General features: G+C 60.2%; 18 protein-coding genes, 1 pseudogene and 2 riboswitches. Of the genes and pseudogenes, 11 read left to right on the top strand and 8 right to left on the bottom strand.

Annotation, left to right across the window (positions count from 1 at the left end; translation table 11 throughout):
- Nucleotides 1-112: 112 nt before the first annotated feature.
- On the top strand, nt 113-697 hold the full coding sequence (nfuA, locus tag AACY11_RS19410; protein ID WP_003225494.1) for a Fe-S biogenesis protein NfuA: 585 nt from the start codon (nt 113-115) through the stop codon (nt 695-697).
- A gap of 72 nt (nt 698-769) precedes the next feature.
- Here nfuA and cobM read toward each other — a convergent pair whose 3' ends face one another.
- The 4 genes from cobM to AACY11_RS19390 form a co-directional block, all read right to left on the bottom strand.
- A complete protein-coding gene (gene cobM / locus AACY11_RS19405; protein ID WP_339432926.1) occupies nt 770-1,516 on the bottom strand; it encodes a precorrin-4 C(11)-methyltransferase in 747 nt (248 codons plus the stop codon).
- A gap of 81 nt (nt 1,517-1,597) precedes the next feature.
- A complete protein-coding gene (locus tag AACY11_RS19400) occupies nt 1,598-2,011 on the bottom strand; it encodes a cobalamin biosynthesis protein (protein WP_339432927.1) in 414 nt (137 codons plus the stop codon).
- Nucleotides 2,008-2,709: a CbtA family protein gene (locus AACY11_RS19395; RefSeq protein WP_339432928.1), complete on the bottom strand. Its 702-nt coding sequence runs from the start codon at nt 2,707-2,709 to the stop codon at nt 2,008-2,010. Before AACY11_RS19395 ends, AACY11_RS19400 begins: the two co-directional genes overlap by 4 nt.
- Nucleotides 2,710-2,720: 11 nt before the next feature.
- Nucleotides 2,721-2,918, bottom strand: a complete 198-nt coding sequence (locus AACY11_RS19390; RefSeq protein WP_339432929.1) for a CbtB domain-containing protein — start codon at nt 2,916-2,918, stop codon at nt 2,721-2,723.
- 124 nt (nt 2,919-3,042) lie between these two features.
- A riboswitch (cobalamin riboswitch) is annotated at nt 3,043-3,265 on the bottom strand.
- 94 nt (nt 3,266-3,359) lie between these two features.
- A riboswitch (cobalamin riboswitch) is annotated at nt 3,360-3,573 on the top strand.
- Between the two features lie 100 nt (nt 3,574-3,673).
- Here AACY11_RS19390 and cobW point away from each other — a divergent pair.
- The 6 genes from cobW to AACY11_RS19360 all read left to right on the top strand — a co-directional run bounded on the left by cobW (nt 3,674) and on the right by AACY11_RS19360 (nt 13,933).
- The gene (gene cobW, locus AACY11_RS19385; protein ID WP_339432930.1) at nt 3,674-4,744 is read left to right on the top strand and encodes a cobalamin biosynthesis protein CobW; all 1,071 of its coding nucleotides are present in this window, start codon (nt 3,674-3,676) and stop codon (nt 4,742-4,744) included.
- 3 nt (nt 4,745-4,747) lie between these two features.
- Nucleotides 4,748-8,599, top strand: a complete 3,852-nt coding sequence (cobN, locus tag AACY11_RS19380) for a cobaltochelatase subunit CobN (RefSeq protein ID WP_339495547.1) — start codon at nt 4,748-4,750, stop codon at nt 8,597-8,599.
- Between the two features lie 54 nt (nt 8,600-8,653).
- Complete coding sequence (locus AACY11_RS19375; protein WP_339495546.1) at nt 8,654-9,658, top strand: ATP-binding protein; 1,005 nt, start codon at nt 8,654-8,656, stop codon at nt 9,656-9,658.
- The gene (locus AACY11_RS19370; protein WP_339432933.1) at nt 9,583-10,314 is read left to right on the top strand and encodes a vWA domain-containing protein; all 732 of its coding nucleotides are present in this window, start codon (nt 9,583-9,585) and stop codon (nt 10,312-10,314) included. The genes AACY11_RS19375 and AACY11_RS19370 overlap by 76 nt, the downstream gene beginning before the upstream one ends.
- A gap of 100 nt (nt 10,315-10,414) precedes the next feature.
- Nucleotides 10,415-12,061 carry a phospholipase D-like domain-containing protein gene (locus AACY11_RS19365; RefSeq protein WP_339432934.1) on the top strand — a complete coding sequence of 549 codons (1,647 nt, stop codon included), beginning with the start codon at nt 10,415-10,417 and terminating at the stop codon, nt 12,059-12,061.
- A 312-nt stretch (nt 12,062-12,373) separates the two neighbouring features.
- Nucleotides 12,374-13,933 (top strand): TerC family protein, encoded by a 1,560-nt coding sequence (locus AACY11_RS19360; protein WP_339432935.1) that lies wholly within the window; start codon nt 12,374-12,376, stop codon nt 13,931-13,933.
- A gap of 80 nt (nt 13,934-14,013) precedes the next feature.
- Here the strand turns inward: AACY11_RS19360 and AACY11_RS19355 are convergent, their stop codons facing one another.
- The gene (locus tag AACY11_RS19355; protein ID WP_339495545.1) at nt 14,014-15,405 is read right to left on the bottom strand and encodes an aldehyde dehydrogenase family protein; all 1,392 of its coding nucleotides are present in this window, start codon (nt 15,403-15,405) and stop codon (nt 14,014-14,016) included.
- Nucleotides 15,406-15,508: 103 nt separating this feature from the next.
- On the opposite strand from AACY11_RS19355, the gene ptrR reads away from it, so the two are divergent.
- Complete coding sequence (gene ptrR, locus AACY11_RS19350) at nt 15,509-16,387, top strand: putrescine utilization regulator PtrR (RefSeq protein ID WP_339495555.1); 879 nt, start codon at nt 15,509-15,511, stop codon at nt 16,385-16,387.
- A 131-nt stretch (nt 16,388-16,518) separates the two neighbouring features.
- Here ptrR and AACY11_RS19345 read toward each other — a convergent pair whose 3' ends face one another.
- Together AACY11_RS19345 and AACY11_RS19340 are read right to left on the bottom strand one after the other, a co-directional pair.
- Nucleotides 16,519-17,853, bottom strand: coding sequence for a TolC family outer membrane protein (locus tag AACY11_RS19345; RefSeq protein WP_339432938.1), 1,335 nt, complete (start codon nt 17,851-17,853; stop codon nt 16,519-16,521).
- A gap of 10 nt (nt 17,854-17,863) precedes the next feature.
- Nucleotides 17,864-18,745: pseudogene (locus tag AACY11_RS19340) on the bottom strand (HlyD family type I secretion periplasmic adaptor subunit); the annotation flags it as partial.
- On the opposite strand from AACY11_RS19340, the gene AACY11_RS19335 reads away from it, so the two are divergent.
- Entirely contained in the window at nt 18,676-19,245 is a 570-nt protein-coding gene (locus tag AACY11_RS19335) for a M10 family metallopeptidase C-terminal domain-containing protein (RefSeq protein WP_445261950.1), read from the top strand. The pseudogene AACY11_RS19340 and the gene AACY11_RS19335 sit on opposite strands and share 70 nt — an antisense overlap.
- A 580-nt stretch (nt 19,246-19,825) precedes the next feature.
- Nucleotides 19,826-20,473: a hypothetical protein gene (locus tag AACY11_RS19330; protein WP_221732769.1), complete on the top strand. Its 648-nt coding sequence runs from the start codon at nt 19,826-19,828 to the stop codon at nt 20,471-20,473.
- Nucleotides 20,474-20,546: 73 nt separating this feature from the next.
- Here AACY11_RS19330 and AACY11_RS19325 read toward each other — a convergent pair whose 3' ends face one another.
- The gene (locus AACY11_RS19325; protein WP_339434231.1) at nt 20,547-21,365 is read right to left on the bottom strand and encodes an alpha/beta fold hydrolase; all 819 of its coding nucleotides are present in this window, start codon (nt 21,363-21,365) and stop codon (nt 20,547-20,549) included.
- A 216-nt stretch (nt 21,366-21,581) separates the two neighbouring features.
- Here AACY11_RS19325 and AACY11_RS19320 point away from each other — a divergent pair, with 216 nt between their 5' ends.
- The gene (locus tag AACY11_RS19320) at nt 21,582-23,288 is read left to right on the top strand and encodes a ShlB/FhaC/HecB family hemolysin secretion/activation protein (protein ID WP_339495544.1); all 1,707 of its coding nucleotides are present in this window, start codon (nt 21,582-21,584) and stop codon (nt 23,286-23,288) included.
- Nucleotides 23,289-23,299: the final 11 nt, after the last annotated feature.

The raw sequence follows: 23,299 nt of genomic DNA, 5'->3' as shown, positions 1-23,299 counted from the left end.
CAAGGCACGGACAGAAGGTCAGTCTGTCGAGAATCTTTCCCGACAAAAATACTAGGACTTTGTCCGGCGCAACGATTGGCGTAAACTGCGCCCAAGCCTGCGAGGAGTTTCCATGACCGCTATTACCATTACTGACGCCGCCCACGATTACCTGGCCGATCTGCTCTCCAAGCAGAACACCCCGGGAATCGGCATCCGCGTCTTCATCACCCAGCCTGGCACCCAGTACGCCGAAACGTGCATTGCCTACTGCAAGCCGGGCGAAGAAAAGCCGGAAGACACGGCGCTGGGGCTCAAAAGCTTCACCGCTTATATCGATTCGTTCAGCGAAGCGTTCCTGGACGACGCGGTCGTCGACTACGCCACCGACCGCATGGGTGGTCAACTGACCATCAAGGCGCCAAACGCCAAAGTGCCGATGGTCAACGCCGACAGCCCGGTCAACGAACGTATCAATTACTACCTGCAAACCGAGATCAACCCGGGGCTGGCCAGCCACGGCGGTCAGGTCAGCCTGATCGATGTAGTCGAAGACGGCATCGCCGTGCTGCAGTTCGGTGGTGGTTGTCAGGGTTGCGGTCAAGCGGACGTCACCCTGAAGGAAGGCATTGAGCGCACCTTGCTCGAGCGCATTCCAGAGCTCAAAGGCGTTCGTGACGTGACCGACCATACGCAGAAAGAAAACGCCTATTACTAAGGTGTTCGCTGCGAGCATGAAAAACGGCGCCCCGTGAGCGCCGTTTTTTATGCGTGATGTTCAAGAATGTCTTCAGGGGCGATACAAGTGCGCATGCCCGGCGCGATACAGCGAGGACTCACTGAATACCTCACTGCCCAGCACCCGCCCAACCAGAATCAACGCCGTGCGCCGAAACCCTTTGGCGGCGACCTTCTGGGCAATATCCCCCAGCGTTCCCACCACCCAGTCCTGATCCGGCCATGTCGCCCGGTGAATTACCGCGATCGGGCAGTCTTCGCCGTAATGCGGCAACAGTTCAGCAAGGATTTTCTCCAGATGATTGACCCCCAGATGGATCGCCATGGTCGCGCCATGTTGCGCCAGGCTTCCAAGTTCTTCGCCTGCGGGCATGGCGGTCTTGTCGGCATAACGGGTCAGTATGACGCTTTGCGACACGTCAGGCAGGGTCAGTTCTGCGCCTAACAACGCGGCGCATGCTGCGGTGGCCGTCACGCCGGGGATGATCTCGAAGGGAATATCCAGCTCGCGCAAATAACGAATCTGCTCGCCAATGGCGCCATACAGGCTCGGATCTCCCGAATGCACGCGTGCGACATCCTGGCCCTTGGCGTGCGCGGTTTTGATCAGCTCGATGATCTGCTCCAGATGCAATTCAGCGCTGTTGACCAGCGTCTGCGCCTGATGACCTTCCAGCACCGCTGCCGGTACCAACGAACCTGCATAGATGATCACCGGGCAATTGCGGATCAGCCGTTGGCCTTTGACGGTGATCAGTTCCGGGTCGCCGGGGCCGGCACCGATGAAGTAGACGGTCATGTAGGAATCCTGTGAAAAGCGCGGCGGGGCAATGCTTCAGATGAAGATTGCTCATGATCAAAGACGAGGATTATCGGGATTTTACGCAGCGCCAGCCAATGCCAATGTTGCCTGAGCGTATTTCTGCCGGGATATCAGCAGTTTTGCCGGTGCCTGAATCAACTGTTCAGCCAGCGCCAAAGCCGCGCTCTCTGCCACTCCATAGCAACCGGTGCGTTCGTAGGCGATCTGTGAATGGTGACTGAGCCGTTGCTGGTAATTGGCCAATTCTTCGCGGCTGAAGTAGCGCAATGGCAAGGCCAATTGTGCGGCAAGTTCCTGCAGACCGGGTTCATCGCGTTTCAAATCGATACTGGCCAAGGCTTTGACCGCTCCAAGCTCGATGCGATGCGCTTGCAAGGCCTGATCGAGTAACGCGCGCAGCGTGCTGGCAGGGCAGCCGCGCTGGCAGCCCAGGCCGACCACTAAGGTCGGCGCTGCACTGTCTCGGGTCATGCGTGGTATTGGCCATCGCTTTTGCGGCGGAACAACCACGCACTGATCAGGCCAAGGGCCAGCCAGAACGCCACGTTGGTCAGCTGCGAAGCGATTTTGAACTGAGCTTCCAATGCTTCAGGGGCCAGCATCGAATGCACTTGTGGTTGTGGCGCGCCGATCACATGTGGCACCGCAAGGATCGCCACACCGAGGATCTTCATCAGCCAGTGACGGCTGAACGCTATCAGGGCGAGGCCGACCGCAGTAGAGGCGGCAGTGCCGATCCACCACGTCTGCCGTGAGGCCAGATCTGCGGCAGCGGTGCCCGGCAGCTCAGGCGGTAGGCCAAGGGTGGGGGCGAGTACGAACGTTGCGTAACCGGCCAGCCCCCAAAGCAGACCTTGCGAGGTTTTGGTCGGCGCACGCAGGGTGTAGAGCCCCGCGAGCATCAGGGCGAATCCCACGGCGACCACCAGATTGCCGCCGGTGGTCGAGACCACGCGCTGCCAGCCATCTTCCGGCTCCCAGGCTTCGCTATCGTGGGTGTGCGCAGCAGAGCCGGCGGCGTGTTCGTGGACTTGTGCCACCGGTTCGGATTTCTCGAAGGTTTCTGCCTGCAGAATCAGCGGCGAAACCCAGAAGCTTTGCAGCAGAGTGAGAAGCAGGGCGGCCAGCAGACCGCTGAAACCTGCCGTTTGTGCAATTCGCTTGATCATGTCGGCAGGCCTCAGTGGCACGGGAACGCGGCGCTGTGGCGGGTATCGTGGGCGGCGTTGTGCACGGCTTCGATGTGCGAGAAACCGGCGAAGTAGACGAGGCCCGCACCCACAATCGACGCGAAAACAGCGGCGGTCAGGCGTTGGCTCAGGGTGGTGGTGCTGGAGATTTTGTCCGTGTTGCTGCCGGTGCTGCTGATGATCGACATGGCGCTTCCCTCTGGAATGTCAGCGAGGCAGTCGAGCGCATGAAGCCCCGGCGTGCGAGTACGCAGGGGTTCGAACAGCGCCCGCCCACCGCGGGTTTGTTATGTTCAGCGACACAAAAGGTATGCGTGCTGTGTGTTGCGGGCCGGTCTCCGGGCTCACGAGGGGTTGGCGCTGGGCCCGACCTGCAAGCATCTCCTTCCCATGCCGTATCGGCACAGTGGATCTGATGCTTCGCTCGCTTACCGTTGCGGGGGCAGCACCGGACTGACATGGGCTTGAGTAAAGCACATGATTCACCGGTTTCCCGTTTCACCCTGTGAAGGGCACCCGTAACAAGTTGTGTAGGAGAGCATGGGTGGGGGATTTGAGTCAATTGGATGGGTTGGATATGCCCTCAAACCCAATCCCAATCCAAACATTGACCCATCAGCAAGCCATGCGTAGCCTTGTGCTTTCGAGGTTCTTCGGCACTGGCCGAAGCTAAGAAGGGAACGCGGTCAATGCCGCGGCTGCCCCCGCAACTGTGAACGGTGAAGTTTACTGCCACGCCACTGCCAGCCCTTGCACAAGGCGCCAGCGGGAAGGCGCAGTGAATGCCAGGCCCAGCGCCTGAACGCCGTCAGCCAGGAGACCTGCCTCGTCACAGTTTCTCACTACAACCGGGCGGGGTGATCCGGTGGCGAACGCTTCCGGCGCGCACGCGCGTTGCCGGTTCTCGTCCCGTATGCCCGCCACCTTGCCAAAGGGCATATCGATGAAAACACTGGCCAAACTCCCCGTCACCATCGTCACCGGCTTCCTCGGTTCGGGTAAAACCACGTTGTTGCGACACATGCTCGACAACGCACAGGGCCGTCGCATCGCGGTGATCGTCAATGAATTCGGTGAGTTGGGCATCGACGGTGAAATCCTCAAACAGTGCACCATCGGCTGCACCGAAGAAGAAGCCACCGGCCGCGTTTATGAACTGGCCAACGGTTGCCTGTGCTGCACGGTGCAGGAAGAGTTTTTCCCGGTGATGCGCGAACTGGTGGCCCGCCGCGGCGACCTCGACCACATTCTCATCGAAACTTCGGGCCTGGCCCTGCCAAAACCGCTGGTACAAGCCTTTCAGTGGCCGGAAATCCGCAGCGCCTGCACCGTTGATGCGGTGATCACCGTGGTCGACAGCCCGGCCGTGGCCGCTGGCACTTTTGCTGCGTTCCCGGATCAGGTCGATGCCCAGCGCAAACTCGATCCGAACCTGGATCACGAGTCGCCCTTGCACGAACTGTTCGCCGACCAACTGGCCAGCGCCGATCTGGTGATCCTCAACAAGGCCGACCAGACCAGCCCTGAAGATCTGGCCCGGGTGCGCCTCGAAGTCGCCGAAGAGCTGCCGCCAGCGGTGAAGATCATCGAGGCCAGCAACGGTCGCGTGCCGTTGGACGTGCTGATCGGTCTGGGGGCAGGCTCTGAAGAGCACATCGACAGCCGCCACAGCCATCACGATCATCACCACGACGGTGATGACGACCACGATGACCACGATCACGACGCCTTCGATTCGATCTCCATCGAACTGCCGCAAGCCGACGAAAGCCTGCTGCTCGATGCGCTGACGCAACTGGTGGTCCAGCACGGTATCCTGCGCGTCAAGGGTTTCGCGGCGATACCGAACAAACCGATGCGTTTGCTGATTCAAGGCGTGGGCACGCGTTTCGACAAGCATTTCGACCGGCAGTGGGGCGCCGATGAAGCGCGCGTCACCCGTCTGGTACTGATCGGTCAGGAACTCGACGCCACTCAACTCGAAGCGCAACTTCGCGCCGCACTCAGCGTTTAAGCCATGCACCTGCTCAGGACCCAGCCCGGCGGTTTCGTGTCGGATGACAACATTGCCGACCTTGGGCAAACCCCCGCCGAACTGGTGATCCTGTGCAGCGGCGACTCCAGCCTGGCGTTGCTCGCCGAAGCGGCGCAGCAATTGCCCGAGGATTATCCGAGCCTGCGCCTGGCCAACCCGATGCAGGTGCAGAATTACGCCTCGGTCGATCTGTATGTCGATGAAGTGTTGCGCCATGCCAAGGTGATTCTGATCTCGCTGCACGGAGGCATTGCCTATTGGCGCTACGGTGTCGAGCGTCTGGTCGAGCTGGCCGAGCGTGGTGTGCAGGTGATTATGGTGCCGGGCTGCGATCGCCCCGACCCGGAACTCAGTGAGCTGAGCACCGTCGGCGCGGTCGACCGCGACCGGCTCTGGCAGTTCTTGCGACAGGGCGGCATGGGCAATGCGCTGGATTTCTTTCATTGTCTGGCCAACCGCTGGCTCGCACGCGATTACGCCTGGGCCGAGCCGCAACCCCTGCCGCGCACAGCGATTTACCATCCGCATAAAAACGCCGCCGCACTGAGTGACTGGCAACACGCCGATTGGCTGGCCGATCAACCGGTTGCGGCGGTGCTGTTTTACCGCTCGCATTTGCAAGCGGCGAACACCGCGTTCATCGATGTTTTCTGTCAGCGCTTGCAGGCAGCGGGACTCAATCCGCTGCCTATAGCGGTGGCCAGTCTGAAAGAACCCGGCTGCCTGTCGATGGTCGAGGATTGGCTGGATGAAGTTGAGGCAGGGGTGATTCTCAACACCACCGGTTTCGCTCAGTCGAGCCCGGAAATGCCGCATCTGCGGCCGTTTCGCCGCAACATCCCGGTGATCCAGGCGATCTGCGCCCAGGACAACGAACCAGGCTGGCGCGACAGCGAGCAAGGCCTCGGGCCAAGGGACCTGGCAATGCACATTGCGTTGCCTGAACTCGACGGACGCATCATCAGCCGCCCGATCAGTTTCAAGGATCTGGCCTGGCGCAGCGAGCGTAGCCAATCCGATGTGGTCTGCTACCGGGCGCAACCCGAGCGCATGGATTTTGTCGCCGAACTGGCGCGCCGCTGGATTGATCTCGCGCGGGTACCGAACACCGAGAAACGCATTGCGCTGATCCTCGCCAACTACCCGACCCGCGACGGGCGTATCGGTAACGGCGTTGGCCTCGACACGCCGGCAGCCGCGCTGAATATTCTTCGGGCGTTGCAGGACGAGGGTTATCCGATAACCGCCGAGCTGCCGGACAGCGGCACTGAGTTGATCCAGCAGTTGCTCGGTGGAGTCAGCAATGACCTCGACACGATTGACCAGCGTCCATGCCTGCAAAGTCTGGCGATGGACGATTACATGACAATGTTCAACGCGCTGCCCGAAGCCAATCGTGCCGCGGTGGTTGAGCGTTGGGGGGCGCCGCAAAGAGACCCGATGTGCCGTGACGGGCGAATGATGATCGCCGGCCTGCGCTTTGGCTTGACCTTCATCGGCATCCAGCCGGCGCGGGGGTATCAGGTTGATCCGAGTGCGGTGTACCACGACCCGGATCTGGTGCCGCCACACGGTTATCTGGCCTTCTATTTCTGGCTGCGCAACACGTACAGCGCCCACGGCGTGATTCACGTCGGCAAGCACGGCAACCTCGAATGGTTGCCGGGCAAAGGCGTCGGGCTCTCGGAGAATTGCTGGCCGGACGCGTTGCTCGGGCCACTGCCGAATATCTATCCGTTTATCGTCAATGACCCGGGCGAGGGCGCTCAAGCCAAACGGCGTACACAAGCGGTGATCATCGATCATCTGATGCCACCGCTGACCCGCGCCGAAACCTATGGCCCGCTGCGTAATCTGGAGCTGTTGGCGGACGAATATTACGAGGCGCAACTGCTCGATCCGCGTCGTGCCCGTGAGTTGCAGCGCGACATTCTGCAATTGGTGCGCGACACGCAAATTGATCGCGAACTGCAACTGGACACGGCGCTGGACAGCGATGCCGACGCGGCAATCTGGCTGCCGCGTCTGGACACTTATTTGTGCGATCTGAAGGAATCGCAGATCCGCGATGGCCTGCACATCTTCGGCGAGTCGCCAACCGGGCGTTTGCGCATCGATACGTTGTTGGCGCTGCTGCGCATTCCACGCGGTGACGGCAAAGGTGCGCAGTCGAGCCTGCTGCGGGCGTTGGCCAAGGCATTTGAACTGGGTTTTGATCCGTTGGACTGTGCATTGGCCGATCCGTGGGTTGGTCCGCGTCCAGAGCAACTGCAACAGGTCAGCAATGACGTCTGGCGCACCGCCGGCGATACCCGCGAACGCCTCGAACTGTTGGCCACAGAACTGATCTCCCAAACACTGCAAATCGCCTGTTGGAGCGGGCTTGCTCGCGAAGGTGTCGTGTCGGCTAACACTGCTTGCACTGACACACCGCTTTGGCGAGCAAGCTCGCTCCCACAGGGACCGGGTGGGTCTGACGTGAATGCGATTATCCAGGCGCTGCACGAAGTGGTCGCTCCGCGCCTGGACGCCTGCGGCCCGGCGGAAATGCGCGGCCTGCTCGATGCCTTGAGCGGGCGCTTCGTCCCCGCCGGCCCGAGCGGCGCGCCAAGTCGAGGCCGGCTCGACGTGCTGCCGACCGGGCGCAACTTCTACTCGGTCGATGTGCGCAACCTGCCGACCACCACCGCGTGGCGCATCGGGTTCCAGTCCGCGACACTGATTCTCGAACGACATTTGCAGGATCACGGTGACCACCTGCGTCAGCTCGGCCTGTCGGTGTGGGGCACCGCGACCATGCGTACCGGTGGCGACGACATCGCCCAGGCCATGGCGCTGATGGGGGTGCGGCCGGTGTGGGCCACGGGCAGTCAGCGGGTCGATGATTTCGAGATCCTGCCGCTGAGTCTGCTGGATCGCCCTCGGGTTGACGTGACACTGCGGGTGTCCGGGTTTTTCCGCGATGCGTTTGCCAGCCTGATCCGCTTGTTCGACGCGGCGGTGCAAGCGGTGGCAGCGCTGGATGAACCGGACGATCTCAATCCTTTGGCGGCCAAAGTGCGCGCCGAACGCGAAGCCCTGTTGCAATCGGGCCTCGATGAAGACGCTGCACGGCGCCAGGCCGGTTGGCGTATTTTCGGGGCCAAGCCCGGCGCTTACGGCGCAGGCGTGCAGGGCGCCATCGACGGTCGTCTGTGGCAGACCCGCGAGGATCTGGCCGAGGTTTATGTGAACTGGGGGGCTTATGCCTACGGTGGCTCCGACGAAGGCACCGCAGCTCGCGAACAATTCGTTCAGCGTTTGAGTCAGGTGCAAGCGGTATTGCAGAACCAGGACAACCGCGAGCACGACTTGCTCGATTCCAACGATTATTACCAGTTCCAGGGCGGCATGCTCGCTGCCGTGGAAAGCCTGCGCGGCGAAGCAGCGGCGAGTTATCACGGTGATCATAGTCAGCCGGATCTGCCGAAGATCCGCACCTTGAAGGAGGAGCTCAACCGGGTGATTCGCTCGCGGGCAGCGAACCCGAAATGGATCGACGGGGTCAAACGCCACGGCTATAAAGGCGCGTTTGAAATGGCGGCGACCGTGGATAACCTGTTTGCCTTCGACGCGACGACGCAATTGATCGACGATCATCAATACGCATTGCTGGCCGATGCTTATCTGCTTGATCCGGCCACCCGGGATTTTGTTCGCGAGCATAATCCCCACGCACTGCGCGACATGACCGAGCGCATGCTCGAAGCGCAACAGCGGGGGATGTGGCAGGCGCCGGGCGCCTATAAAGAGGCTCTCGAAAATCTGCTGCTGGACATAGAAGAAGACACCTGATGCAGCTCATTTCAAATGTGGAAGCATTTCACCGACCATGACCGAGTACTGATAATGACCGACACCCCGCATTTCCCACTCTCCGCCGTGGTCGGCGCCGATGATTTGAAACTCGCCCTGTGCCTCACCGCCATCGACCCGAAAATCGGTGGTGTGCTGATCGAAGGCCCACGCGGCATGGCCAAGTCCACCCTGGCCCGTGGCCTTGCGGATCTGCTCGCCAGCGGCCAGTTCATCACGCTTCCGCTGGGCGCCACCGAAGAACGTCTGGTCGGTACTCTCGATCTCGACGCGGCCCTGAGCGATGGCCGGGCTCAGTTTTCCCCCGGGGTGCTGGCCAAGGCTGACGGCGGCGTGCTGTACGTCGATGAAGTGAACCTTTTGCCCGATCATTTGGTGGATCTGCTGCTCGACGTCGCGGCCAGCGGCACCAACCTGATCGAGCGCGACGGCATCTCCCATCGGCATTCGGCGAAGTTCGTCCTGATTGGCACCATGAACCCGGAGGAGGGTGAGTTGCGCCCGCAACTGCTCGACCGCTTCGGCTTGAACGTTGCCCTTAGCGGCCACACCGCACCGACCGAGCGCGGTCAGATCATCCGTCGGCGACTGGATTTCGACAGCGACCCACACGCGTTCTGCGCTCTGTGGGAAACCGCGCAGCAAGCCCTTCGCGAGCGCTGTGAAACCGCCCGCAGCACCTTGGCCGGCATTCCTCTGGATGATGCGGCACTGGCGCAAATCACCGAGCGCTGCTTTGTCGCTGGCGTCGATGGTCTGCGTGCCGACCTCGTGTGGTTGCGCGCAGCCCGGGCCCATGCCGCATGGCGCGGCGCCACGGCCATCGCCGAGGAGGACATCGACGCGGTGGCGGAATTTGCCTTGCGCCACCGTCGTCGTGAACAAGCCCCGTCGATTTCTCAGCAACAAGCCGCGCAATCGCCGTCAAACGCGCAGGCCAACCCGGACGAAGGGCAGGGCCAGTGGGGCGACATGCCGGCACCAGCGCTCGCCACCGGCAGCCGTCGCGAAGTGCCGAGCTGGCCAAAAAAGATGTAGGCATTCGCCCCCGATCCGACGCGGGGGCGAATGCCAGACCCCGCGCCGGACAACTCGACAACGGACGCCAGGGTAAACGTCATGCGGCTCGCAGTGGCTCGGTCAACTGGCCGGGCACGTTGCTCAATGGTCGTCCGCAAAAACGTGAAGATCTGCTGTTTCAACTGCGCACCCGTTTACCCCAGGAATTGTGGCTGGTGATCGTCGATGCCTCGGCCTCGACCCGCCGTCATAACGCACTGAGCGATGCCAAGGGCCTGCTCGCGCAACTGTTCGACGACGCCTATCGCCAGCGTGCGCGGCTGGCGTTGCTGACCGCCAGTGGTGCGGTGCCCAAATGGCAGGTACAAGGGCTGAAGGCCTCAAGCGGTTTGCGTGTCTGGCTGGATGGGTTGGGCGCGGGGGGCGGGACGCCGTTGCTCGCGGCGTTGACGCAGGCGCAGCAGTGGCTGACGATGCGGGGCAAGCGCTTTCCTGTCGAGCAACAGCGTTTGCTGGTGGTGACGGATGGGCGTTTGAGGGCGTGGACCGGGTTGCCGGCGCTGGACTGTCCGGGGCTGTTGATCGATATCGAGCGCGGACCGATCCGTTTGGGCCGGGCGAAGGATCTGGCAGGGACGCTGGGGGCGGAGTATCGGCATATCGATGACCTCTGAAACCTGCAGCGGCTGACAAGGCCACTCGGCTTCAGATCTGCCGACATAATTCGAACCACTGCTCTATGCTCCAACCCAGCCCAATCACAAGGAGTGAGCGATGCGAATGCTGGTCACCAACCCTGAGGACGATTTTCGTGTCAAGGCTTACGCCGGCACCAACGGCGTGCTGCTGGCAATGGACCTCGCCGAGCCACGTCGCCAAGGCCTGCTCGGGTTTGCCATCGAAAAGCAGCAGGGCGACAAGCCTTGGCTGTTTCTCTTCAATAGCCTGACCTTCCCCGGCAAAGCCCACACGTTTGCGCAGTTTCACGCCACCCCCAGCGATAAGGCGCCGCTGCAAAAATTTCGCTGGGCCGATTACGCGGTCAATCCGGGGATGACGATTCACTATCGCGTTCACCTGGCTTATGGCACGCCGGATGCGCCGCAACTGGGCGAGTCGCTGGAGTTGACCATTACTTCAGACGATGGTCATCCGGCCAACCAGCGTGTGATTTTCAATCGCGCGGTGGCCGCCAGTCAGGCCTTCCAGCGCAAGTTTCCCGATCTCGATGCGCAACTTAGCGCTAACAAGAACATGCCCATCGAAGCCTGGCCCGATGCGGCACGGCAATGGCTGGAAAACGGCTTGCTCGGGCGCTTGCTGGGGTTTATCGCGCGCGCCACCGATGGTGAGTGGGCGCTGGACATCGCGATTTATGAATACCAACTGCAAGCCATCGTCGATGCCGTGAACGCTGCGTTCGAACGGGGCGTGCGGGTGCGAGTGCTGTATCACGCCCGCCCCGATGACGACGACACCACTCTCAACGAGGCGAGTCTTGCGAAGCTGCCGGCGACGAGTAAACGTGGGCGGGTCACCCACAATATCTTTCACAACAAATTCATCGTCCTCAGCCGTGTCGATGCCGCGGGTCAACGCCAGCCGCAGGCAGTGCTGTGCGGCAGCACCAATTTCACCGCCAACGGTGTTTATCGTCAGGCCAATGTTGTGCATGTGCTCGATGAGGTGGCGGTCAGCACCCGCTATCTGCAAACCTTCGAGGAAGTCTGGGCGACACCGGCAGATGTCGGCGCGACCCGTGCGTGGATCACCGAACACAACCCGATGGACGCCACGCAGCCGCTGTTCACCGGTTTCTCGCCGCGCACGGGCGGTGCGGATTTGAGCGAGTTCGTCGAGATCATCGAGTCGGCGAAGAAGGACGTGTTGTTCGTCACCGCCTTCGCGTTGCCTGACGCGATCCTCAATGCCTTGCTTGGCCAACCCCATGACGACATCCTGCGCTTCGGCCTGCAAAACACGACCAGCCGCATCACCGGGTTCCATGCCGATCGTAGTGCCGAATTCGCCGCCACGGCGTTACTCAACACCGGTTTGGAGGGTTGGCTACGCGAAAACATGAAAGGCCAGAAGGGCAATCTGTTGGTGCACACCAAAGTGGTGTTGACTGACTTCACCACTGACACGCCGACCCTCATCAGCGGCAGCCATAACCTCAGCGCCTCGGCCAGCAACGGCAATGACGAAAACTACCTGATCATTCGCGGCGATACCGATCTGGCGGATCGTTATGGGTTGGAGTTGCTGCGGTTCTACGAGCATTACCGGTTTCGTTATTTCGCGAAGAAACTGGCATTGAAGCAGGTGCGGCCGTTGGCGGTGGATGACAGTTGGGCTAACGATTATTACGTCCAAGGGGATTTGCGTGAGTTGTCGCGCCTGCGATTTGCCGGGCGCTAAGTCGTTGTTATTGAGGCCGTTCGAAACGACGTATTTTTCAAGAAATACAGATTTTGAAATGATTTCAGGCTGTAAGAAAAGTGACTCCAGGCTGTACGCTCCAAATCCTTTTTTCATGCAGGATTTACATGAACACCCTCTCGGAACCTCCCAGTTACAGCTTCCCCTCGCGCCACGGCGCGGTCTTGACGCACTCGCAGTATCCAGTCTTCCGACTCCCGACTATCGTTGATAACGCAGCCATTGAGCTTTCGCGTTGCGCCTTGCCGTGTCCGGCAGCCTGAATTCACTGAAGAGAGACAGAGACGTTTTATGGAATGGTTAGCGGATCCCACGGCCTGGTTAGGCTTGTTGACTTTGATCGTGCTGGAACTGGTGCTGGGTATCGACAACCTGGTGTTCATCGCAATCCTTGCGGACAAACTGCCGCCGCATCAGCGTGATCGTGCACGCATTATTGGTCTGTCGTTGGCGTTGATCATGCGCCTGGGCTTGCTGGCGAGTATTTCCTGGCTGGTCACGCTCACGCAGCCGTTGTTCGAGGTGTTTGACAAGAGCTTCTCCGGCCGTGACTTGATCATGCTGTTCGGTGGCGTGTTCCTGTTGTTCAAAGCCACGATGGAGTTGCACGAGCGTCTTGAAGGCCATGTCGGCGAACGTTCGACGAATACTGCTTATGCGCTGTTCTGGCCGATCGTTGCGCAGATCGTCGTGCTCGACGCGGTGTTCTCTCTGGACGCGGTGATTACCGCGGTGGGCATGGTCGATGAGCTGGCGGTGATGATGATCGCGGTGATCATTTCCATCGGCCTGATGATTGTTGCGAGCAAGCCGCTGACACGCTTCGTCAACGCACACCCGACGGTGATCATGCTGTGTCTGGGCTTTCTGATGATGATCGGTTTTGCCTTGACCGCTGAAGGTCTGGGCTTCCACATCCCGAAAGGCTACCTCTACGCCGCCATTGGTTTCTCGATCCTGATCGAGGTGTTCAACCAGATCGCACGGGCTCGCCGCAAGCGTTCGATGCAGGGGCTGCGTCCGATGCGTGAGCGCACCGCGCATGCGGTATTGCGTTTGCTGGGTGGACGTAAATTGGCGGTGGAGGAGGTCGGCGAGGAAATCTCTGACCTGCTGGACGATGGCGACGCACCAGGCGCCGAGCTGTTCGACCGACGTGAACGGGTGATGATCAGCGGCGTGCTGCAATTGGCCGAACGGCCGATCCGTGGCCTGATGACCGTGCGCGCCGACGTTGACACCATTGATTTGGCCGACGATGCCGATGCGATTCGCACGAAGTTGATGCACTCGTCCTACTCGCGCCTGCCGCTGATCCGCGACGGCGTGGTGGATGAGCCGCTGGGCTTCGTGCACAAGAAGGAACTGCTCAAGGAGTACCTGGCCGGTACTGAGCCAAACCTGGAACACCTGGCGCGCAAGACCATCAACCTGCTCGACAGCTATTCGATCCTCAATGCGCTGGAACAGATGCGCGCCGCGTCGACCCACATTGCCTTTGTGGTCAACGAATTCGGCGATTTTGTGGGGGTGTTGACCATGACCGACATTCTCGAGTCGATTGCCGGCGAGCTGCCTGATGCCAGCGAAGTCGAAGGGCCAGATGTGGTGGAAGAGCAGGGTGGCTTCATCGTCAGTGGTGCATTGAACCTGGCGCGCGTGCGCCAGCGCACCGGTTTCGGTGCCGAACCGACCGAGGATTATCAGACGGTTGCCGGTTTGGTGATGAGCTTGCTGGATCGGCTGCCGATGATTGGTGATCGCCTGGAATATGAAGGCTGGCAGATGACCGTCAAGGCTGTTGAGGAACGGCGAGTGACGCGGGTGTTGCTGGTGCGCGAGTCGGCGTAATAGCAACGTATTACGCTGACTTTACCGGCCTCTTCGCGAGCAAACCCGCTCCCACAGGTTACTGCGGCGCAGGGGGCGGGTTATTTGCGATCCAGCCACACGGTCTGCGCATTGCAGAACTCGCGCACGCCGAAGTGCGACAGCTCGCGACCGAAACCACTCTTCTTCACGCCGCCGAAGGTCACGCGTGGATCACTGGCGGAGTAACCGTTGATGAACACGCCGCCGGTGTCCAGTTCGCTGGTCAGTTGCTGGGCCAGTTGTACGTTGGCGGTGTAGATCGTAGCGGTCAGGCCGAACTCGCTGTCGTTCGCCAAAGCGACGGCGTGGGCACAATCGCGGGCGGTGATGATCGAGGCGACCGGGCCGAACAGTTCCTGTTTGAACGAGGTCATGCGGTCGGTGACATCCGCCAGCACGGTGGGCTGGTAATAGTTGCCCACACCCTCAGACTTGCCGCCGCCCAGCAGCAACGTCGCGCCTTCTTCGAGAGTGTCGCGTACTTGTTGATCCAGTTCGTCGCGCAGATCGAAACGCGCCATCGGGCCGATGTACGTGTCAGCCGCCAACGGATCGCCCACCTTCAACGTGCGTGTGGCTTCGACGAATTTGCGGGTGAATTCTTCAACGACGCCTTCTTCGATGATCAGCCGTTTGGCGGCGGCGCAGATCTGGCCGGAGTTCTGGTAGCGACCGATGACGGCGGCTTGTACGGCTTCGTCCAGATCCGCATCGTTGAGCACGATGAACGGGTCGGAGCCGCCCAGTTCCAGTACGCATTTTTTCAACGCGGCCCCGGCCTGAGCACCGATGGCCATGCCGGCGCGGACGCTGCCGGTCAGGGTGACGGCGGCAATGCGTGGGTCGGCGATGGCGGTGGAAACGCCTTCGGGGGTGACGTTGATCACTTCAAACACGCCGTCGGCAAATCCGGCACGGGTGAAAGCGTCGCGCAACAGATAGGCGCTGCCCATCACGTTCGGCGCATGTTTGAGCACATAAGTGTTGCCGGCGATCAGCGCCGGTACCGCGCCGCGCAGCACTTGCCAGATCGGGAAGTTCCATGGCATCACCGCCAGGATCGGGCCGAGCGGGCGATATTCGATACGCGCTTTGCCGCCTTCTACCTGGGTCGGTTCAGCGTCGAGCATGGCCGGGCCGTGTTCGGCGTACCACTCGCAGAGTTTGGCGCATTTTTCAATTTCACCGCGGGCCTGGGCGATAGGCTTGCCCATTTCCAGGGTGATCATGGTCGCCATGGCTTCGGCGCCTTCACGCAGCGCAGCGGCCAGGGCGGTCAGGGCGCGAGAGCGATCTTGCAGTGGCTTGCGTTTCCACTTGCCGAAGCCGTAAGCGGCGCGGGTCAGTGCGGCGTCGAGTGCTTCTGCGGACTCAAAGGCGTAATGGCCGATCTGCTCGCCGGTGGCGGGGTTGATCGAGATAGCGTGGGTCTGGCTGGAAATCTGGCTCATGGCGTTGTCCTGCGTGTTCAGTGGATGGGCCTAGAGTAGGGTGGTGTTTGTTTTCTGGAAACTGAATAATAAAGATCGTTTCTTTCACGATTGGAGAATGACTGTGGATCTGGTGCAGCTGGAAATCTTCAAAGCCGTTGCCGAACACGGCAGCATCAGCGCCGCCGCTGCGCAGATTCATCGCGTGCCGTCGAACCTGACCACGCGGATCAAGCAGCTTGAGCAGGATCTGGGCGTTGATCTGTTCATTCGCGAGAAAAGCCGCTTGCGCCTGTCACCGGCCGGGTGGAGTTTTCTCGAATATGCGCGGCGCATTCTTGATTTGGTTCAAGAGGCACGGGCCACCGTCGCCGGTGAGGAACCGCAGGGCGCTTTCCCCTTGGGCTCACTGGAAAGCACCGCCGCCGTACGAATCCCCGAACTGCTCGCGGCCTACAACCAGCTTCATCCGAAAGTCGACCTGGACCTGTCCACCGGCCCGTCCGGGACGATGATTGAAGGCGTGCTGTCCGGTCGACTCGCCGCCGCTTTTGTCGACGGCCCTGTGTTGCATCCCGCGCTGGAGGGTGTGCCCGCGTTCGAGGAAGAAATGGTCATCATTGCGCCGCTCAATCACCCCCCGGTCGAACGCGCAGCGGATGTGAATGGCGAGAACATCTATGCCTTCCGATCCAACTGCTCCTATCGCCATCACTTCGAAAAATGGTTCAGCACCGACGCTGCCGTGCCCGGCAAGATCTTCGAGATGGAGTCCTATCACGGCATGCTCGCCTGCGTCAGCGCCGGCGCCGGCCTGGCCCTGATGCCGCGCAAAATGCTGCAAAGCATGCCCGGTAGCGCGACGGTCAGTGTCTGGCCGCTGGCGGCGGATTTTCGCTACCTGACCACTTGGCTGGTGTGGCGACGGGGCACGGTGTTGCGCAGTTTGAGTATGTTTGTACGCTTGTTGGAGGAGCGCGGTGTGGTACGTGCGGGGGAGTGATTGACCCCTTTTCGTCACGGCGTACCGTTTCGACCACGCAGTCGATAGCCGGGGTGTTGGCTCAAGCGCTCGTGCCACGCCTGACCGTGGGCCAGCCGAAAACAGAGGGCGGCGGGGCTGGCGTGGGTTGTTCAGAACGACAGCCGAGGCCCCAGGTAGGCGTTGGCGCTTTCGATGTCGTCGTCGCCCAATGCGCCGACGTCAGCCGCCAGACGCAGCTTGGCCAGCAGGTAGCGCAGCTTGGCTTCGAACAGGTCGCGACGAGCGGTGAAAATCTGTTCCTGGGCGTTGAGAATGTCGATGTTGGTGCTGCTGCCTGCCAGGAAGCCTTTCTTTGACGACAGCAGCGAGCGCTCGCTGGAGCTGACGGCTTTTTCCAATGCATGAATGCGCGCTTCACCGCTTTGCACACCGCGAAATTCCCGGGTTGTGCCGGAGATGATTTCTTCGCGTGTTGCATTCAGATCCTCTTGCGCCTGGTCTCGCGTGGCGACGCTTTGCCGGGCCCGGGCACTGACGTATCCGCCGCTGTACAGCGGAATGTTGAGCTCTACTCCGGCCGAGGTGTAGCGGTTGCGCTGATTCTGGGTGGACAGGGTTTCGCTGTCGGCGGCGGTGTAGCCCAGCACCAGATCGAGGGTTGGCCAGTGACCGGCCTTGGCTTTGGCCACTTCTTCATCGGCGGTGTTGACGTTCAAGCGCCGGGCGCGGATCGACGGGTTGTCGGTGCCGGCGCGGATGATCCACGCCTGCAGGTTGTCCGGCTGCAGCGGCGGGGTGGGGAAGGTCTCCTGCAATGTGGCGATCTGGTCGGGTGCTTCACCGACGTACTCTTGCAACTGGCGCCTGGCGACGACCAGGCTGTCCTCGGCCTCGATCAGTTCGGCCTGAGCGAGATCACGTCTGGCCACCGCGTCATCGACATCGGTCACGGTGCCGTCCCCCAACTGCCGTCGGCGCTGAGTCGAGGCCACTTGCTCATTCAGTGCGCTGAGTTTGGCATTGGCCAGTTTGGCGGTTTCATGGGCCAGCAGCACGTCGAAGTAACGCCCGGCCAGGCGCACCGCCGAATCCTGTGCCTTGCTGTCGAACACCGCGTTGCCATAGTCGGCCTGATACTGGCCCTGGCGGTACTCGGCCATTTTCTGTTTGTTGAACAGTGGCTGGCGCAGTTGCAGGGTGGCACCGCGCGAGGCGTAGTTCAGATCGTTGGTGTGGCTGTTGCCGTAAAAGTCCGGCTGTTTTTGCGTGCCGTTGATGTGGTTGTCGAACGCGGTGATGCCGATTTTCGGCAGCAGGCCGGATTTGCCGATGGCGCGGTTTTCCTGGGCGGCATCCCTTTCGTGACCGGCAGACAGGAAGGTCGGGCCCTGAAACTGCATCAGATTCCACGACTCGCGCAGGTCCAGTGCCGTTGCCGATTGCGCCAGTCCTAGCAGCGCAGCAACCCCGATCACCCGCCCGATGCCGTCCACTTCATTGCTCCTTGAATGCGCTATTGACGCGGTCGAGCAATGGCTTGAGCAGGTAACTCAGCATATTGCGCTCGCCGGTCTTGATGGTCACCGAGGCGGGCATGCCCGCACGAATGTGATTGCTGCCCAGCATGGCCATCCCGGCCTCCGTCACTTCGATCTGCGCCAGGTAATAGGGTTGTTTGTTGTCTTCGCTCATCAAGCGGTCGGCAGAAATGGTCAGCACCTTCCCCGGGATGTTGGGCGTCTGCACATGGTTGAACGCGGGAAACGAAATCATCACCGGCAGCCCCGGGTTCATGCGGTCGATGGCTTGCACCGGAATCATCGCGTCGATTTGCAGCGGCTCATGGGCGGGGACGATTTCCATGATCTTGAAGCCTGACGCAATCACCCCGCCGACCGTCGACACGTTCAGGCCCTGAACCACGCCGTCGATGGGCGAGCGAATGACCGTGTGTTGCACTTGATAATCCAAGGCTTGCAAGCGATCGGTGAGGGCGCTGTTCTCCTTCTGCACATCGGCCAGCAGCGACTGCACTTCTTTGCGGTAGTCGTACTCGCGCTGAATGATGCGCAACTTGATGTCGGCGGCCTGGCCTCGAGCGCGGGCGATGTTGTTCAGGTTATCGGCCTGTGAGGCGTTCAGGTCGGAACCGGTGCGCTCCAGTTCCAGCATGCGATTGCGCGGTACATAGCCTTCGGCGGCGAGTTGGCGCACGCCCACCAGTTCCTGATTGAGGAAACCGATCTGTGATGAGCGGGCGTTGTAGACGCGTTGCAATCCTTTGACCTGGGCGTCGGCGGAATTGAGTGACTCACGCAGGATGTCCATTTCACCGGCCAGACTGGCGCGGCGTGTGGCGAACAGGTGGCGTTGCAGGCAGCAGCGGCTCCAACAGCCTGATCGGTGATAACGCAAACAACGTCCTGATGGGGCTTGGAGGTAACGACACGCTCGTTGGCGGTGGTGGCAACGACACCCTGGTGGGCGGCGCGAACCGTGACACCTTGACCGGCGGGACCGGTAACGACATGTTTGTGTTCACCTCTACGGGCGATTCAGGGACGTCCACCTTGAGTCGAGACGTCATTACCGACTTTACCCAGGGAGAGGATCACATCGACCTGTCACAAATAGATGCGCGTACCTCCGGCGGCGGATCTGGTGGAAACCAGGATTTCACGTTCCTCGGTGAGTGGAATGGCGCGGGCAGTGAGTTCAACAACCAGGCGCAATTGAAATACCACTACGTCAGTGTCAGCGGTGTTGATCACACTTATGTGGAGGGCAATGTCAACAATGGCAACGGTGCTGACTTCCAGATCGATCTGGTCGGGCATGTTGCGCTGACAGCGAGTGACTTTATCGGCGTGGTTTGATTCATTCATGTAATAAGAGCGCCCCGCCAGGATCGGGGCGTTTTTATAGCTGTAAATTGCTCATTTGCGTGCTTCAAAAGTATGACCAATTTCATTGGGTTAGTGTTGTAAATGGGAATGTCTCGCTATTGATATTGTCTCGTCAAGTTAACACTGAATGGATCCAATAAAACCTGAGAAGTTGCGTGTGAATAAAGCAGGCTAGCTGGCGTGGGCATTGCAGGGAAGTTGTTGATTAATGAGTCGTTAAGTGATGCTGCCGTTTGTCGGTAGTTCGCCCGAAAATTGAACATTCAAGCATTATGAACCTCAGATTATTCAGGACGTCACCCTTGGCGGCCGCTGCAATCGCAGAAAATAAGTGGACTCCGAACCTCATGTACATTCAGTGCAAATGGGGGTTTTTTATCTGAAATTCAGGATGCATAGTTGTTGTTCTATTGGTGCGTAAGTTGAGTGAATAGGTGATTGATGCCGCCGATTCTAAGGGTTTGGTGTGAGCGAAGTTAGAAAGTTATTGGCAGAATTTAGTCTGTTTTGTGGCTGACCTGAACAGCTGATTAAGTTGGAGAGTATGATCGTGACAATAAATACAATGATGAGCCTGTTTGAGCAAAAAGAATTCATGGAGTTTCTGCGCCTGGGTGTCATATATGTTCATTTGGTGGCGTGTTGTGTGGCAATGGGGCTTGTGTTGACCAGTGATGTTGCGATGGTGAGTGACCTGTTAAAACAAAAAATATCCTCTGAACATGACAATGCTCATATGGAGAAACTGCAGAAGTCGGTGGTGGTTGCCCTCATAGGCTTGTGGCTGACCGGTACGGCGGTCGTCGGTATCGATTATCTGGATAAAGGCATGGATTACTTTATGAATCCAAAGCTGCAAGCCAAAGTGATCATCGTTGTGATGTTGAGTTACAACGGCGTCTTGTTGCATCGCCTGGTGCTGCCGGCGCTGCAGAAGGCAGGCTCGCTGCTCCATCTCGGGTTCAGCGCAAGAATGCTCGCACTGTTCTGCGGCTCGCTCTCGGCAGTGTCCTGGATGTATGCCGCCATGCTGGGGGTCGGGCGTCCGCTGGCCTGGAAGTACTCTCTTTCTGAATTGTTGATGGCGTATCCGGTCCTGATACTGCTTGGTTTCATAGTGATGTCGGCGTTGACGTACCGTGCTAAACGCCAGATGGAAGCGACTGAGCCGCAGTGGATCGAACTCAGCGCTCGCTGATCAACTGAAAGCCCGCCAGGCAAAAGTCTGGCGGGCTTTTTTATGCCTTGGCGAAAGGCAGACGGGCCGGCTCTCAGCGGCCCAGGAACGCCAACAAATCCTCGTTCAACGCTTGCGCATGAGTCACCGCAAAGCCATGCGGCGCACCCTCGTAGACCTTCAGTTCGGCACCCTTGATTTGCGCGGCAGACTGTTTGCCGGTGATGTCGAATGGCACGATCTGATCACCGTCGCCATGGATCACCAAGGTCGGTACATCGATCTTGGCCATGTCTGGACGGAAGTCGGTTTCCGAGAATGCCGTGACGCAATCCAGGGTGCCTTTGAGCGAGGCCAGCAGGGCGACATTCAGGGTTTGCGTGAGCACGCCGTCAGAGACGTTCTGACCTTGATTGGTGCCATAGAACGGTGCGGCGAAATCGGCGATGAACTGCGCGCGATCTTGCAGCAGGCCCGCCTTGATACCGTCAAATACCGACTTGTCGACGCCCTGCGGGAAATCGGCTTTCTGGCCGAACAGCGGCGTCACCGCGCCCAGCAGCACCAGGCCGGCAACCCGCTCGCTGCCGTGACGGGCGATGTAGCGGCTGACATCGCCACCGCCCATGGAGAAGCCCACCAGCGTGACTTCACGCAGATCGAGGTGATTGATCAATTGCGCGATGTCATCGGCGAAGGTGTCGTAGTCGTAACCGGTCCATGGCTGATCCGAGCGGCCAAAACCGCGGCGGTCGAAGGCGATGGTGCGGTAGCCGCGGCTGCTCAGGTATTCCATCTGGTATTCCCACATGTCGGCATCCAGCGGCCAGCCGTGGCTGAACAGCACGGGCTTGCCGCTGCCCCAGTCCTTGTAATAGATCGCGGTGCCGTCTTGCGTGGTGAATGTGCTCATGGGAACTCCTTACGTGGCGAATGGATGCCGTGATGGCAGCGTTCACTATCGGCGTAAAGCTCAAGGGGGACTTGTACGCAAGTGCTCGATTATCGAATCCGACAGATCGGCGACAAGCTCCGAAAAATTGTTTCAACTTATGTTTGACGTCAAAATGATGGCCATCTAACATCTCGCCACTATTTTGATATCACTTTCCGTCTCGAGGGATCGAACATGTACCCACCCGCCCTCGCGGCGAGGTTGTGCGTAGCTTTGCTGTGCCTGTCCGCGCTCCAAACCGCTTTTGCTGCCCCCACACCCGGTGAAACCGACCTGATCCGCGACCGCCAGAACCGTCTGCTCGAAGAGCAGCAGCGGCGTCTCGAAGAACTCAAGGATCTGCCCGGCAAGGACGCCAAACCTGCCCAACCCGCAGCGCCCACAGACACCCGTTGTTTCCCGATCAAGGATGTCGAACTCAAGGGCGCCGACAGCCTGTCCGAGCGCGACAAGGCACGCCTGCTCAACCCCTACATCGGCGAATGCCTCGGTGTGCCACAGCTCAACGAGCTGCTCAAAGTCATCACTGACCATTACATTGAGAAAGGTCTGGTCACCAGCCGCGCGTACCTGCCGCAACAGGATCTGTCCGGCGGCCATCTGAAGGTGCTGGTGGTCGAAGGCAAGCTCGAAGGCATGAAGGGCGCCGAGAACAGCAAGCTGTCGGAGCGCGAACTGGCCATGGCATTCCCCGGCAAGTCGGGCGAACTGGTCAACCTGCGCGAGATCGAGCAGATGGTCGATCAGCTCAATCGCCTGCCGTCCAATCAGGCAAAAATGGAACTGGCGCCAGGCAAGAACGTGGGTGGCAGCACGGTGCTGGTGACCAACACCCCGCAGAAACCCTGGCGTGTCGGGCTGTCGCGCAATAACGACGGCCAGCGCAGCACTGGCGAACAGCAGTGGGGCACGACGTTGGACTGGGACAGCCCGTTGGGCCTGGCCGATCAGTTGAGCCTGCGCGGCGGTCACGATGCGATGACCGATCACCAGCACACCTCCAGAAACGCCGTGCTCAATTACAACCTGCCATGGGGCTGGTGGAACTTCAGTTACACCTACAGCCAGAGCGAATACCGCTCGCAGATCGCCGCCAACGGCTACAACTTCAAGCAGACCGGTGACAGCGAAAACCATCAGATCCGCGCCGAGCGAGTGATCCACCGCGACGCTGTCAGCAAGACCTCGCTCAACGCCGGTTTGTCCTACCTGCGCACCAACGCCTACATCGAAGACAGCAAGCTCAAGCTGAGCAGCAACCGCATCAGCGAAGCGCAGTTCGGCTTCAACCACGGCCGCCGTGTCGGCAGTGCGTTCGTCAACTTCGACGCCGGCATGCAGGAAGGCATCGGCGCATTCGATGCGCAGGGCAGCCACGATCCAGGCCCCGGCGAACCGAACGCGCGCTACCGCAAATACACCGCCACCCTGAGCTACTTGCAGCCCTTCAAAGTGTGGGGCGAGTCCTTAACGTTCAGCAGCCTCATGACCGGCCAGCGCAGCGAAGACGTGCTGTTCAGCTCCCAGCGCACCAGCCTTGGCGGCTCGTCGTCGATCCGTGGTTACAAGGACCAATCCTTGTCGGGCGACGGCGGCGGTTACTGGCGTAACGATTTGCGCTGGGCACGTCCGGTGACCGCCGAATGGTTGCGCCCGGTGTTCGCTGAATACGGCACCAGTCTGGGTTATGACCAGGGCGTGATCCGCGGCGATCGCTACAACGGTAATCAGCACGGGCGCATGTCGAGCAACTCGCTGGAACTGTTCGCCCGTGGCGAGCACGTCGCCGCCAGCGTGACGTTTGCGCACTCGCTGGAACGCCCCGATGTGCTGACCGAGCGTGAAGCACCGATCTATTTCCGCCTGGATTTTTTCCTTTAATTTTCGCCCGC

The sequence above is a fragment of the Pseudomonas sp. RA_105y_Pfl2_P56 genome, from assembly GCF_963970845.1.
GTDB classification, from domain to species: domain Bacteria; phylum Pseudomonadota; class Gammaproteobacteria; order Pseudomonadales; family Pseudomonadaceae; genus Aquipseudomonas; species Aquipseudomonas baetica_A.
The sequence above is the reverse complement of the archived record's forward strand: the minus strand, read 5'-3'. Positions and strand labels throughout refer to the sequence as shown.